The organism is Cognatitamlana onchidii, assembly GCF_004804355.1.
Lineage (GTDB): Bacteria > Bacteroidota > Bacteroidia > Flavobacteriales > Flavobacteriaceae > Cognatitamlana > Cognatitamlana onchidii.
In genome coordinates, this window is sequence record NZ_SRWZ01000003.1 from 1 (window position 1) to 14,880 (window position 14,880).

13 protein-coding genes and 1 other RNA gene are annotated in these 14,880 nt (G+C 33.9%); 7 read left to right on the forward strand and 7 right to left on the reverse strand.

The window, feature by feature from the left end; all coding sequences use genetic code 11:
- Together E5D58_RS06260 and E5D58_RS06265 are read right to left on the reverse strand one after the other, a co-directional pair.
- Positions 1–2,174: HYR-like domain-containing protein (locus E5D58_RS06260; protein ID WP_449397377.1), on the reverse strand; the 2,174-nt coding region annotated here is incomplete at its 3' end.
- Between the two features lie 32 nt (positions 2,175–2,206).
- Complete coding sequence (locus E5D58_RS06265; RefSeq protein ID WP_136480997.1) at positions 2,207–2,698, reverse strand: hypothetical protein; 492 nt, start codon at positions 2,696–2,698, stop codon at positions 2,207–2,209.
- Positions 2,699–3,176: 478 nt separating this feature from the next.
- Here E5D58_RS06265 and E5D58_RS06270 point away from each other — a divergent pair, with 478 nt between their 5' ends.
- From E5D58_RS06270 to E5D58_RS06285, 4 genes are all read left to right on the forward strand, one after another.
- Positions 3,177–3,662, forward strand: a complete 486-nt coding sequence (locus E5D58_RS06270; protein ID WP_136480998.1) for a SixA phosphatase family protein — start codon at positions 3,177–3,179, stop codon at positions 3,660–3,662.
- 169 nt (positions 3,663–3,831) lie between these two features.
- Positions 3,832–5,898, forward strand: a complete 2,067-nt coding sequence (gene ppk1 / locus E5D58_RS06275; protein ID WP_136480999.1) for a polyphosphate kinase 1 — start codon at positions 3,832–3,834, stop codon at positions 5,896–5,898.
- A 1-nt stretch (position 5,899) separates the two neighbouring features.
- The gene (locus tag E5D58_RS06280) at positions 5,900–6,805 is read left to right on the forward strand and encodes a Ppx/GppA phosphatase family protein (protein ID WP_136481000.1); all 906 of its coding nucleotides are present in this window, start codon (positions 5,900–5,902) and stop codon (positions 6,803–6,805) included.
- Between the two features lie 169 nt (positions 6,806–6,974).
- On the forward strand, positions 6,975–7,565 hold the full coding sequence (locus E5D58_RS06285; protein WP_136481001.1) for a porin family protein: 591 nt from the start codon (positions 6,975–6,977) through the stop codon (positions 7,563–7,565).
- On the opposite strand, the gene miaE is transcribed toward E5D58_RS06285, so the two are convergent.
- Genes miaE through dnaX form a run of 3 tightly spaced genes read right to left on the reverse strand, consistent with a single transcriptional unit; the run spans position 7,562 to position 10,426 of the window.
- On the reverse strand, positions 7,562–8,143 hold the full coding sequence (miaE, locus tag E5D58_RS06290) for a tRNA-(ms[2]io[6]A)-hydroxylase (protein WP_136481002.1): 582 nt from the start codon (positions 8,141–8,143) through the stop codon (positions 7,562–7,564). The genes E5D58_RS06285 and miaE overlap by 4 nt on opposite strands.
- A 2-nt stretch (positions 8,144–8,145) precedes the next feature.
- The gene (locus E5D58_RS06295; RefSeq protein WP_136481003.1) at positions 8,146–8,718 is read right to left on the reverse strand and encodes a hypothetical protein; all 573 of its coding nucleotides are present in this window, start codon (positions 8,716–8,718) and stop codon (positions 8,146–8,148) included.
- Positions 8,711–10,426 carry a DNA polymerase III subunit gamma/tau gene (dnaX, locus tag E5D58_RS06300; protein WP_136481004.1) on the reverse strand — a complete coding sequence of 572 codons (1,716 nt, stop codon included), beginning with the start codon at positions 10,424–10,426 and terminating at the stop codon, positions 8,711–8,713. Before dnaX ends, E5D58_RS06295 begins: the two co-directional genes overlap by 8 nt.
- A gap of 219 nt (positions 10,427–10,645) precedes the next feature.
- On the opposite strand from dnaX, the gene E5D58_RS06305 reads away from it, so the two are divergent.
- From E5D58_RS06305 to rnpB, 3 genes are all read left to right on the forward strand, one after another.
- Positions 10,646–12,043, forward strand: a complete 1,398-nt coding sequence (locus E5D58_RS06305) for a carboxylesterase/lipase family protein (RefSeq protein ID WP_136481005.1) — start codon at positions 10,646–10,648, stop codon at positions 12,041–12,043.
- A gap of 268 nt (positions 12,044–12,311) precedes the next feature.
- Entirely contained in the window at positions 12,312–12,677 is a 366-nt protein-coding gene (locus E5D58_RS06315) for a DUF2200 domain-containing protein (protein ID WP_136481007.1), read from the forward strand.
- Positions 12,678–12,717: 40 nt separating this feature from the next.
- Positions 12,718–13,034, forward strand: an RNA gene (rnpB, locus tag E5D58_RS06320) — RNase P RNA component class A.
- A 61-nt stretch (positions 13,035–13,095) separates the two neighbouring features.
- On the opposite strand, the gene E5D58_RS06325 is transcribed toward rnpB, so the two are convergent.
- Entirely contained in the window at positions 13,096–13,851 is a 756-nt protein-coding gene (locus tag E5D58_RS06325) for a hypothetical protein (protein ID WP_136481008.1), read from the reverse strand.
- A gap of 25 nt (positions 13,852–13,876) precedes the next feature.
- Positions 13,877–14,788 carry a nuclear transport factor 2 family protein gene (locus E5D58_RS06330; protein ID WP_136481009.1) on the reverse strand — a complete coding sequence of 304 codons (912 nt, stop codon included), beginning with the start codon at positions 14,786–14,788 and terminating at the stop codon, positions 13,877–13,879.
- Positions 14,789–14,880: the final 92 nt, after the last annotated feature.

Consider the following 14,880-nt stretch of genomic DNA (forward strand, 5'->3'; position numbering starts at 1 on the left):
CTTGTACCTTCACAAGTTAAAGGGTTTGGATTCTCAGTAATCACTGCAGCAGAAGGCGTTAAAGTATTTCCACAGGCATCAGTTACCGTAGGTAGTGTAAACGTTTCAGTAGCATCTGCAACACATTCTACTGTACTGGTACCATCGGCATCCGCAATATCCAATGGGGTTGTGATATTTATTGTAATAATCTGATCAACGAAAATAGTATTGTTACAATCATCAGTAACACTATAGCGTCTTGTTATAACTTCGGGACATGAATTATTGTCTGAGTTATCAGAAACGAATTGAATTACAGCAGGGTTACCAGAGTTGGTTGAAACATTAGTTACAACCGATGTATCTGGCGCTGGAACGTCGGCAGGGCATTGTACGTTTATTGGATTAGGAGTATCAGCGGTTGGGGGTTCGCTGATGTAAGACTGATAATCTACATCAATAATGATGGGAGCAGGAATTGGTTCTCCTGTACAAGCTCCAACTTGCTCAAAACCAATAATCAATGGAGTGTTGAAAGTATTTTGAGAAATTTGTCCAATACCGCTTATAAATCCATTTGTAGCAACCGTACCCGAAAATCCAGAGTCACTTAGTACTGTACAATCCGTTGTAACTGTGAGTTTAAAACTAATATCGGCCAATATCTTATTAGGATCAATATCTAAAGGAAGGGTTCCTAGATTCCATACAATAGCACCGTTATTTCCTATACTATCATCATATGATGGAGCAGAATAACCAATAAGTGGCGTGTAATACGTATTTGCGTTGAAACTGAGACTTGTTGGGTCTATTGAGTCTGGAATTGGAATTGTAAGCGTTGTGTTTTCTATCGGTTCTGTGCCTTGATTAGTTAATTCTATGGTGTAATCAGCAAATTCACCAGGTTCGACAGTTGGTGTAGAGCCAGGATTAGAACCATTAATAGAGGTATTACTCAAAACTCCAACTGGCTCTGGAACGTAAGCATCTACAGCAAATGTTAAATTAAATATTGCAAAACCGTCTTGACCAGATCCGTATCTAAAAGATGTTTCTTCTTGACCGTTATTGATTATGCTATTACCTGTATTAGGAATGTCAAACATCAAGATATCAACTCCAGTATTGTTAAATAAATTAGGATTTCTGTTATTCCCTCCAGTAAGTATAGAAGACGTGAAAAAGTTATTCGTTGAATTGGTTGCACCATGGGTTAAACGCTGGTAGGTTCCTGAATTTTGTACTTCTATCTCTAAATAATCACTAGTGAAATTTCTTTCACCTTCACTAGCCATAACTCCAAGCTTGATATTAACAGGACCTTGAGGAGCTGCCTCAAAACCATTTACATCAAAAGAAAAAGTTTCACTACCATTATTACCACTTACAAATGCGTGACCATCAAAAACGGTAATGTCTCTCCAATTCATTTTAGAGTTTTCATAGATTACTACCATTCCCCAGCCTCCAGTAAAACCGTTGATGTCTTGACTGCCTTCTCTTAAGGCTAAATCCGCTAGAAAATACTCTCCTACACCATTATCTTGCACATATTGCGTTATTTCTGCATATGCGGTGTAAAGATTGATATCTAAATCAAATGGAAAATAGATGTTTGTGTTAGGGGTATTAAATTCCTCTGCTGTAATTTCAACATAGTCTTCAGTAGCATCTGGACCATTAATAAGTACTTTTCGCTTATCGAAAGTCCTTGTTTCTCCATTTTTAGTAGCTGTAACAAAATACTGGTCGCCATTGGATCCCACATCTGCACGTCCAAACCAGTATAACCCTGCATAAAGGACTCTAGAACACTCTGGAAGCGCACCATTTTCTGTTGAAAAATTTAACGTTGCTGAAGATGAATTCCACGTTTCATTTACACCATTGTTATCTTGCACACCATCATTGTTAGCGTCACTATCAATATCCACATATCGCATATCTGAATTGTTGGTTGTAGTGTTACCGTAGTTAACCAAAGTAAGATTGGTATTACCAATCATTTGAAAATCTCCTTTTACCGTATAAATTGAGTTTGATGGAGGGGTGTTTGATACTCTTGGGGCAAAAGGAACACGCACTTGACCATGAGAACTCATAATTCCTATGAAAAGAAAAAATAGCAGGCCATATAATATGTTTGCTTTTACAGTAAGATTAAAATAACGTGGATATAGCTTTTTCATTTGATTACTTTTTAAATTGGATCAAATATTTCTTAGGAAGGGTTTTGGGCGAAATAAAACACTCTAATATTAGGATTAGCTGAAATAAAGTTTTCAACTTGTTGTTTGTTAGTTTTGAAAAAACACTTGATAAAAATATATTTCAACTTATTTAAGCTAGTTAGACTCATTAGATCAACAGTCTGGTTTAGTTCACTAAGGTTGTTAACCTTAATAATTATTAATTCTGCAGAATCATAATTACCTTGATTATTCGCCAATGCATCAAATGAGTTTGTGTCTTCAAATGTTATTTTTAAAATACTTCCTTCTCCGTACTGATTTCTAAAAGCATTATCTTTAAAATATGCAGTGGGCTTTAGGTTGAAGGCTAGATCGTAAAAATCAGATCTATCTCTATTATTGGATTGTGTTGTGAGTTCAAAAATATTTCTATCTTGACTGTTGATTAGATTTGATGACAAAAGAGAAATACTAAAAATTAAAAAAACAACAGAAGTTTTAAAAGTCAATTTATTTTTCATGGTTAAAGATATTACCAAATTTATATTTTAATTTTAGACACTTGTTAGTGTATATTGTCACTATATAGCATTATATAATGTCACTATTGCAAATAGTGCTTTATTTTTAAAAATAAATCAGTACCAGTTTTTGAGGGAAAAACAGTGAGGGAAGTACTTATAATGTTTTTAACTGAATAAAACATTAGGTGATTTGGGTTCATAATTTCAAAATTTTGTAGGTATAGCAAAAAAACATATATGCCATTTAGTGTTCAAATAAAAATGGCAAATCACTCATTTATTCGATTAAAAGCCCAGATTGATCTCATAATCGATGTTGTTAACTCTTAATCGGTTATAATTTATTTTAGTTAATTTAGTTTTGCTCGTTCCAAAAGCCAATTTCCATTTACATCTAAGTTTAGATACAAAGAAATTGCTTTTTATCGAAATAAACAACGTTTTGACGGTAAAATTCATCTTTTAATCGATATTTATGAAAACACTTACACTAATTAGACATGCAAAATCTTCATGGGAGTATGATGTTATTGATCATGAAAGACCGCTTAATAAACGTGGAATTAATGACGCCAAATTACTCTCAAGTTATTTGAAGCGATTGAACCCACAAGTAGATCTGGTGTTTTGTAGTGATGCTACAAGAACTAAAGCAACGGCTGCTTTTTTTATTGAGTCATTATGTATTGATTTAGAGCAAGTTATTTATAATTACGAGCTTTATGATTTCGATGGGAGATCTCTACAAAAAGTTATACAGGAATGCCCAGATGCTGTCAATTATTTAATGGTTTTTGCTCACAATCATGCCGTGACTTCGTTTGTCAATACTTTTGGTTGCAAATACATCGAGAATGTCCCTACGTGTGGACTAATAACCATAAAGTTTGACATAGATCGTTGGCAGGATTTGAAACAGGGCACTACGACTAAAACTATTTTTCCAAGGGATTTGAAGTAGTTTTTAGGTTTATTTTTTAAGATTGTAAGAATATGGTGTCTTCAAAACGCTGGTTTTGCTTTTTCTTAGCTAAGAGCTAGAAATTTTTAGAAATACCTCAATGTAATAAACCTTTATTTTTTACCTAAATAGAATATATTTGTTTAGCAATTAATATAAACACTATTTGATGACCAAATCTGAAACTTCTAAAAACAATAGTTACATAAATAGAGAAATTAGTTGGCTTCAATTTAATGCAAGAGTATTGCAAGAGGCCCAAGATGAAAGCGTTCCTTTAATAGAGCGTTTAAGGTTTCTGGGTATTTTTTCTAATAACTTAGATGAGTTTTTCAAAGTTAGGTATGCAACTGTAAAAAGAATTGTGGAGGCGGGAAAAGGAGGAAAGAACCAGCTAGGAGGAATTCGAGCCAAAGAACTTTTAGAAATTATTACTCAAATTGTAATAAATCAGCAAACGGAAAGTGTTGGTATTTTAAAAGCAATCGATGAAAAACTGAAAGAAGAGAATATTTATATTATCGATGAGACTCAAATTGATAAAAATCAACATGATTTTATTAAACAATATTTTCTCAAAGAAGTGAGTCCAGCCTTAGTGACTATTATACTTAATGATTCTGTTGTATTGCCTAATCTTAAAGATAGTGCTGCTTATTTGGCTGTAAGAATGTTAATGGCTGGTGATAAAAAACAGTTTGCGCTTATTGAAATACCAAAATCTGTTAACCGATTTGTCGAATTACCAAAACAAGGCGATAAGAGTTTTATCATTATGGTTGATGATTTATTGCGGCATTGTTTGAGTGATATCTTCAGTATTTTTGAATATAAGAGTATTTCTGCTCATATGATTAAAATTACTAGAGATGGTGAATTAGATTTCGAGAGCGATTTAAGTAAAAGTTTCATCGAAAAAATATCAGACAGTGTAAAGCATCGTCAAATAGGAGAGCCCGTAAGATTTGTTTATGATAAAACCATTCATAAAGAGACATTAAGATATTTAATGTCAAAAATGGGTATTGATGATACGGATAGTATTATTCCTGGAGGTAGATATCATAACAGAAGGGACTACATGGGTTTTCCAAGCTTGGGAAGGAACGATTTAATGTATGATAAAATAGAAGCCTTACCAATTAAGGGCTTAAGCTTACAGGAAAGTATTTTTAAAGCTATTAAAAGGAAGGATTATCTGCTTTACGCCCCTTACCAAACGTTTTCATACGTTGTTAAGTTCTTAAGAGAGGCTGCACTTGATCCTAGTGTTAGAACCATTAAGATTACTATATATCGTCTTGCTGAAATATCGCATGTAGCTAGTTCGTTAATTAACGCTGCAATTAATGGTAAATCCGTAACCGTATCCATTGAACTTAGGGCCAGATTTGATGAACAGGCAAATATTGATTATGCCCAACAAATGAAAGATGAAGGAGTTAATTTAATTTTTGGTGTTGCGGGCCTTAAGGTGCATAGTAAAATGTGCGTTGTTGAGCGTGAAGAAGGTAAAAAAATAAGACGCTATGGTTTTATAAGTACAGGTAATTTTAATGAATCTACGGCAAAAATATACACAGATTATACACTTTTTACTGCCAATCAAAAAATATTAAAAGATGTCAATAAGATTTTTGGTTTTTTCGAAACCAATTATAAAATAAACACTTACAAACATTTAATAGTATCACCGCATTACACGGAAAAAGCTATTTTTAAATTGATAGATAATGAGATTGAAAGTGTGAAAAATGGTAAAGAAGGACTTATTCGATTAAAAATGAATAGCATTTCAAGTTACCCAATGATTGATAAGCTTTATGAAGCCAGTAGAGCAGGGGTTAAGATTCAAATGATTGTTCGAGGTATTTGTTGTTTAATTCCTGGAGTTGAAGGGATGAGTGAGAATATTGAAGTAATAAGTGTTGTCGATAAATTTTTAGAGCATTCAAGAATTTATATCTTTGGAAACAATGGAGATACGAAGTTGTATATCTCATCTGCCGATTGGATGACCAGAAATATAGAAAATAGGGTGGAAGTAAGTTGTCCTATTTATGATGAAGAAATAAAGAAAGAAATAATTGAAACTTTCAACATTAGTTGGAGGGATAATGTCAAGGCAAGAGTACTAAGTGATTCACAAGAAAACGAGTATAGAACAGATGAAGAAGAAAAAGTGCGATCTCAGTTTGCTGTTTACGACTACTATCTCAAAAAATTAAAAAACTAGTATGCTTTCCATAAAAAAATATGCTGCCATCGATATTGGTTCGAACGCTGTAAGACTTTTAATTTCTAATATAATTGAGCAAAAGGGAAGACCAGTTCAATTTAAAAAGAACTCATTAGTTCGGGTGCCAATAAGATTGGGTGCAGATGTTTTCGTGAAAAATAAAATTTCTAAAGAAAATACTCAAAGGATTTTAGATACCATGTTGGCGTTTAAGCTGTTAATGAAATCACATAAAGTTGTAAAGTATAAGGCTTGTGCAACATCTGCAATGAGAGAATCCAAAAATGGAAAAGAAGTGGTGGATATGGTTTTAAAGCATTCTGGTTTGCGTGTTGATATTATTGGTGGCGAGGAAGAAGCAGCTATAATTGCTGCTACAGATTTGAATAAGTACATCGATCCTAATAAAACGTATTTATATGTTGACGTAGGTGGAGGAAGTACCGAATTCACAGTTATCCATCAGGGTAATCAAGTTGCCTCTAAATCGTTTAAGATTGGTACTGTAAGACTTTTAAATGATATGGTAAAACATGAATCATGGCAGGAGTTAAGGGAGTGGATTGGAAGTCATGCTCAAGATTACGATAAAATCTCTGTATTAGGATCTGGAGGAAACATTAACAAGATTTTCAAAATATCAGGGAAGTCTATGGGAAAACCGCTTTCTTATTTCTACATGACATCTTACTATAATACCTTACAGAACTATTCTTACGAAGAGCGTATTTCGGAATTAGACTTAAATCAAGATAGAGCAGATGTTATAATCCCTGCCATGAGAATATATTTGTCGGCTATGAAATGGAGTGGCGCAAAAAACATTTATGTTCCAAAAATTGGTCTGGCAGATGGCATTATAAAAAGTATCTATTATGATACGGTTTCTAGCAATACACAGTAGAATTTTGCACTTTACCTTTTATTATTGTTTGTTTTTGTTTTAATAATATATATTCGTAGCAAACTTATTATTAATTACTACCCAAATCTATTAATAATGAAATGAGTCCTGAATCTGCTAAAATTTAAGGGCTAATGACATCTGATAGATTTAATAAAAGTATAGACAGATGAAAAAAATTATACTACTTGTAACTATATGTTGTTTTTCAATTCATAGTTTTTCCCAAGAAATAGAAGCGGTTCAAGCTAAAGACACGGTAAAAGCTCAACCCAAAAAATATGGCTCTAAAGGAGTTAAATATGGAGTTAGAGCGGGTCTTAATATTTCGAATTTAGATTTCGATAAGCAACCTAGCTTTGAAAATAAGCACAGAAATAGTTTTTTTATTGGCTTTTTAGCAGATGTCGCCTTATCTAAAACCCTTTCAATAATGCCTGAACTACAGTTTTCAGGGGAGGGAGGCAAAGATGAAACATTGCATTTAGATTATATTCAAGCGCCTATTTTGTTAAACTTTAAGATAACCAATAAACTTCGAGCAGGTTTAGGTCCGCAAGTTGGATTAAAAGTACATAAGGAAGATGATATGGCTAAGAATATGGCTTATTCCGGTGTTGCAGGTTTAGAGTACAGAATAAATTACGCTATCTTTTTAGACGCCAGATATACATACGGATTTAGAAATGTGTTTGATGATAATGTTGGAGTTTCTGCTAAGAATACCAATGTACAAATAGGTATTGGTTATAAATTTTAACCATGAACTTGTTCAGAAGTACCAAGATTACTCATTATTTTAGCTTCATATTCAAGAAGTTGTTGCCATTTGGCATCAACTTCTGTTTTATTTCCATATTGTCTTGCAAATCCAAGAAACATGGTATAATGGTTGGCTTCACTTACCATTAGTTTTCTGTAAAATTCGGCTAGTTCTTTGTCTTCAAGTTCTTCCGAAAGCAGCCTAAATCGTTCACAGCTTCTGGCCTCAATAAGCGCAGCATACAGCAACCGGTGTACCAGTTGTGTAGTTCTACTACCGCCTTTAGGGAAAAATTTCACCAATTGTAAAACATAGTCATCTTTTCTGTCCCTGCCCAAGGTCCAACCGCGTTCAAGAATTTTGTCATGAACCATTTTAAAATGACTAATCTCTTCTTTTACAAGTGCTACCATCTCTTGAACCAAATCTGTGTATTCAGGAAAGCCAACTATTAGTGAAATAGCAGTACTCGTTGCTTTTTGCTCACAAAAAGCATGGTCTGTTAGTATCTCTTCAATGTTCTTTTCAACAATATTAACCCAACGCGGATCTGTGGGAAGTTTAAGTCCAAGCATAATTATATATGTTTTGTATGTAGGTCTTTCTTTTTTATATCAACAGTGCCAAATATATCTATAACAACAACAAAATCAATGTAATGGTTGTTTTTTAAAGATTTGAAAGTTGTGTTAAGTTCTATTTTAGAGTTTGTTGACGACTCATAGTCTATCCAGACATATTGCATAACGGCGCTTTCCAAATATTCAGAAGTTCCAAAACCTTTAAATAAGCCCTTGTTTAAGATAATCTCTTTACTTATACCTTTATTACTCCACATCTTAATTCTGGCTTCAAAATCATTGTAATAAATAGTTGTTTTCCCTTCAAAATCTTTAATTCTGTGCAGTTTTTTTAAAGAATAGTAATCAGTCTTAACTCGAAACCCGTTGCTAAGAATGGTATCTGTTATAATTTTAACTGGTTTTTCAGGAATATATAAAGTTCTACTACCGTAATCAGCTATGCCCATAGAGGATTTAAAGGCTTCCAAGTTTGTTTTTAAGTTTCGATGTCTACCATCACAACTTAGCAAGACTATTGCTGTAAAAATGAAGAATGTTAAATATTTTACAATGTGATTTTTATACATCTAAATCGAAAGTTTTTCTTAAAATATCGATAGAAGGGTTTTTCTCTTTTAACTTTTCAAATTTTTCAACTGTGGTATAGGCATATTGTTTTTCCATAATCTCATTTATGGTTATAGATAAACTAATATCAAAGTTATTTAAGGCTTTTCTAATATAACTTAAAAGTTCATATTGTTGGCGCTCAACTTCCACTTTATTGGTGGCATTAGGAAACTCTAGATGAGCTACTGTACCTTTTACTTTTGGTGTATCAATGGCGAGTATAGATGCAAGGTTATGTTTGCCATCCTTTCTAATTTTTTCAATATAACGGTTCCAAACAGTTATGAACGCTTTTTCGGTAAAGGCATCTTTAGGTAGTTCTTCTTCATTAACAACCACCTCCATCTGTTTAATTTGATGTTCTTTTTTTGCTTTTATACTGCTAAGCGATAGGCCGGAACGTCTTTTATTGTCTTGCTTAAGAATAATTTTAGGAGGTTCTTTAACCTGAAATTTTTCTGCAACTTCAGAATGTTCAGAAAGCTCTTCCTTAGTATTACTAGAAATTTCTTGGTTTTTTTTAGGGGTTTTAACTGCAACAGGGGTAATGCCCTTCTTTTTAAAGTAGGAGGCAGGAATTATGTAATGTCTGCTATTTTTTTTTTCTCCATCAAAAGTGATAGAGGCAAGTTGCATAAGACATAGTTCAACAAGTAAGCGTTGGTTTTTACTGGTTTTATATTTGAGGTCGCAATCGTTTGCTAAATTAATTCCCTGAATAAGAAATGCTTGCGACGCTTTTCTTGATTGCTCTAAATACTTTTGTTTGGTTTGGTTGCCTACCTCGAGCAACGCAATGGTTTCTTCTGTTTTACTCACCAACAAATCTCTAAAGTGCGACGCTAGTCCGGCTATAAAATGATGCCCGTCAAAGCCTTTTGCCAATGTATTATTAAATTGAATTAATAATTCAGGTATTTTATTTTCCAGAATTAAATCTGTGCTTGTAAAATAGGTATCGTAGTCAAGGACATTTAAGTTCTCAGTAACAGCTTGTCTCGTTAAGTTTTTGCCAGAAAAACTCACTACACGATCAAAAATAGACAAAGCATCTCGCATAGCGCCGTCTGCTTTTTGAGCAATGATATGCAAAGCATCGTCCTCTGCGTTTATTTCTTGCTCTTCTGCAATATATTTTAAGTATTCCTTAGCATCTTTTACGGTAATACGCTTAAAATCAAATATTTGACAACGCGACAAAATGGTAGGGATAATCTTATGCTTTTCAGTGGTAGCTAAAATGAAAATACAATGTTTTGGAGGTTCCTCTAATGTTTTTAAAAAGGCATTAAAGGCTGCTTGCGATAACATATGAACCTCATCAATAATATAAACTTTGTATTTACCAATTTGCGGCGGAATACGGACCTGATCTGTAAGACTTCTAATGTCATCTACCGAGTTATTTGAAGCGGCATCCAATTCAAAAATATTAAACGCAAAATCTTCTTCGGCAGCTTCAGAACCATCACTGTTAATCATTTTGGCCAAAATACGTGCACAAGTAGTTTTGCCAACACCTCTGGGCCCCGTAAACAATAGGGCTTGAGCTAAATGATTATTATCAATGGCATTGAGTAGGGTATTGGTAATGGCTTGTTGCCCTACAACGTCTTTAAACGTTTGGGGACGATATTTTCTCGCCGATACAACAAAGTGTTCCAAATTAACTCAGTTTTTCGCATCATTTGATGCCGTAATGTTATTAACAAAGTTAAAAATTCATCAGAATAATTTGTATTTTAAAAGTTGAATTTAGAGGGAGTTATTAACAACAATTTTTTAATTTCTATTACCAGAAAAATATTGTAAATTTATTCTTATCCGAAATATATCTTTTTATTAACCGAACTTTGTTGTGCTTAATTAAATATTTAGACTGTTATGATTAAGTTTATTGCTAAAAGGATATTCCTAATTTCTTTTGTCACATTAATTAACAATGCTTCGGCACAAAACCCGCTACAAAAAAGAATAGAGTCGGGTGTCATTGAAGGGACAATAAGTCAGCATGATAATCAAGTGGAAAAATACTTGGGTATTCCCTATGCGCAACCTCCTATTGGTGATCTTCGATGGAAAGCACCCCAGAAACCTATACCATGGCAAGGTGTGCTAAAAACACAAGAATTTAGTAAAAAAGCTATGCAGCCATTGGATAAATGGAGCACTAGGGATAATTTGAGTGAGGACTGCTTGTATTTAAATGTTTGGAAGCCTACAGAATTAGGGGAAGCAAAATTCCCCGTATTGGTTATTATTCATGGAGGTGGTTTGGGCAAGGGAGGAACTCGAGGGCCTGAACTGAATGGTAGTAACATGGCAAAAAAAGGTATTGTTGTGGTAACAGTTAATTACCGTCTTAATATATTCGGATTTTTAGCGCATCCAGAATTAAGTACCGAAACCAATTACGAAGGTTCTGGTAATTATGGCTTTATGGATCAACAATTGGCCTTACAATGGGTTAAAAACAATATTGCAGTTTTTGGTGGTGACCCTAACAGAATTACCATTGCAGGAGAATCTGCTGGAGCGCGATCTGTACATATTTTAAGTACCTCTCCGTTATCCAAAGATTTAATTATAGGAGCTATAGGATCAAGTGATGGTGTAAAGCCTGTTTATTCCTTGAAAACTGCCGAAAATATAGGTGTATTAGTACTAGAAAAATTAGGGTATAAAACCGTTGCAGAATTGAGACAAGCTTCCACCGAAGATATTATTAAGCTTTATGATTCTCATAAAGCTGGTAACGCGATTAATCCCTTTCAACCTACATTAGATAATTATGTGATACCAAATGAAATTACCAAAATCTATAAAGAAAGTAAGCAGGTTAATATTCCTTTATTAATAGGTTGGAATTCAGCAGAACATCCTGCAAAACATTTCCTTAAAGGAGCTAATTTCACTAAAAAAAAGTTTATAAAACGTACAAAAGAGGTGTTTCCAGGACACTACGAAAAGGTCTTAGACATGTACTCGCATGAAACCGAAGAAGACATTAAATGGTCTGCAACGCACTTAAGTTCACTTCGAACGGTTATGAAATCATGGAAATGGTTTGACCTACACCAAAAATACAGTAAAGCTCCAGTTTATAGGTATTTATTTAGTAAAATACCGCCACCTGCCAAAACCGTTGATTTATCCAAATACACACCGCCTTTAGGTCCTAAACATGCTGCAGATATACCCTATGCTTGGGGTAATCTTGATAAAATAAAATCTCACCATTATACCAAAGACGATTATAAGGTATCTGCCCTAATGCAATAGTATCTGGCTAATTTTATTAAAACAGGCAACCCTAATGGTGGAGGACTCCCTGAGTGGTCTGCTGTAAAACCAAATAGTCAATCGCCCATGATTATGAATTTTGATACACAGACTAAATTAATTCCAGCATCAACAGATAATAGGATCAAATATTTTGATAAAGAAGGTATTGTTTACAAAAGCTATGTAATTGATAAGTAAATTTTATTTAATTGAAAAATTCGAATTATAATTCTTGAATTTAAAACGAGTTATTAACAACTTAACTATGACAACAACCCCCGAACATGACGCTCGCATTGCTAATTTAACTTTTGCTTCAGTTTATCCGCATTATGTAACTAAAATTGAGAAAAAAGGTAGAACAATAATCGAACTGCATCAGGTTATTGAATGGTTAACAGGGTTTAGCGCTTCTGATTTGCAACAATTAATAGATGAAAACGTAACCTTTAAGGCCTTTTTTGAACGCGCAACCTTAAATGAAAATGCTTACTTAATAAAAGGTGTAATTTGCGGATACCGGATTGAAGATATTGAAACACCATTGACTAAACAAACCAGGTATTTGGATAAATTGGTTGATGAGTTGGCCAAAGGCCGAAAAATGGAAAAGATTTTACGTACGGGTTAGATATTCTTTATGAATAAGGTGCGATTATTGTACATTTGCGGCAGTAAATCGCCTTATCGCTCTAGAATAAATCTAGGGAGGAAAGTCCGAACACCATAGTGCAACATAGTGGTTAATAACCACCAACCGAGAGGTTAGGAAAAGTGCAACAGAAAGTATGTACAGGTCATGCTGTAGTGAAATCAGGTAAACTCTATGTGGTGCAATGTCATGTAAACCAGCGTTTGAAGGCGGCACGTTTGATGCTGGAGGGTAGACAGCTAAAGCGTATTAGTAATAATGCGTTCAGATAAATGATAAGGGTGTTTTTTAAAAGTATAAAACATACAGAATTCGGCTTATAGATTTACTTAAATATAATAAACCCTTCTTTGCTTTATTGCATAGAAGGGTTTATCTTGAATAGTGGTGACTAACTCTACTCTGATGCTTTTGGCGCATAATCCATATCTGGTCGCATTCTGCCAGTATAAGATTCGGTTCTTGATGTATATTTTAAAAGTTTATTAAAAACGTCCCATCTGTCAGGACCCAAAGTTTCTCTGTTCTCAACTGTTTTTTGAGCAGAATCTACCTCATCTTTTGAAGCTACTGAAACAAGGTAAAAATGTTCCATATGACCAAATCCATCTCTATAAACTCGGTAATAAACCTTAGAACCTTTTTCTTTAAACATGGTCTTTACAGCCATCATGCCCTCATGCATGTTTTTGGCGTTTTCAGGCGCATAATACATATAGTACCAATCGCGATAATTATCATCTTGCGGGGCATTTTCTTCACCTTCAGGCATGTAAGACAGCTCTGAATCTTTAACTAAGATATAAGTACCATGAGAGTCGTAATGCTTATCAAATTCTTTGAACATATTACTAAACTCATCACCCATAGCCTTAGCCATCTCAGCAAAAGGTTGTCCGTCCAATTCAGCAAAGTTCTCTATAGGTGAAATATAGAAATAGCCAAAATCAGAGGACATTGCAGTGGCCCAAGAAACGTCTATATTATGCTCTATACATGCTTCTCTAAATTTTTTAGCAACAGCTTCATATTCTTGATGGCTTGACGGGCGGACATTGTCTTGATGTACTCTAAACATTTGCTGAGCATACGAAAAGCTTACTGTTAGGCACAGAATTAATGCCAATGAAAAAGTGTTTTTGATGGTTTTCATAATTATTATCATTTTTGGTTTAATATTAGTTTAACGTTTTTCCTATTTGTTCCATGAGGCTAAGCTGATCAAAGTATAGGTATTCCTTATCTATTTTTCCCACTTCATCAAAATGTAATCTTGATAGCCCCATAATTTTAATTTTCTTACCAGTAGCTGCTGTTCCTGCAAAGTCTCCATCATGGGTGCCTGTTACTTTCCAATGAACGAAAATTTCGTTTTCATTAATTGGTGATTTATGAAGTACTTTAACATGAAAATTTGAGAAACCTTTAAAGAAGGGGGCTATATTGGCTTCAAGTTCTTTTTGTCCAGTAGCTACTTTTTCATCACAAAAATACCGCGTGTAATCATCGGTAATAACTTGCCCTAAGCCAGCTGGATTTTGCTTATTGAGAAATTCATTAACAAAGGTTTCTATATTCGATAATATAATCTTTTCATCGGCAGGTCGTTTACTTTTAGTCTCTTCTGCTTTCAAGGCAAAGGCTATTTCTGAGGGATCCCAATAACCATGTTCTTCAACAATTTTACCATCTTTAAATCTACAAGTTAAATGCACAGGAATAGTATATTCTTTCCCAGTAGCCTTTAGGGTGCCTTGCCATGTTCCCCAAAAATTAACCCAAGTTTTTCCTTTATCATCAACCACCATTTCGTATTCTTGTCCCTTTTTATTAAACCCTCTCTTTGTATAATTAAGGTCGTTTCGCTTATGGTAATTAGCTTTGGCTTTTGAGGCCATTTTACTCCTATTAAAAGTAGTTTTAGAACTATCTGCATAATAGCTTTGAGAAGTTTTCCAATCTTTGTCGTTGTAGGCTTCAATAATAGATTTTACAACATCAATTTCTTTAGAGTTTTGTGTGTATCTAACATCTTGCGTACAGCTAATTAATACAAAAGCTGTAAGTAACATGAAAAGGTAGTTTTTCATTTTTATGGTTTTAATGGTTAGTCAATTGAAACCATAAACATGTATCAAAAAAGCGATATTTTTGAGAGATTGAAGTGCTTGTAGAGCCTGGG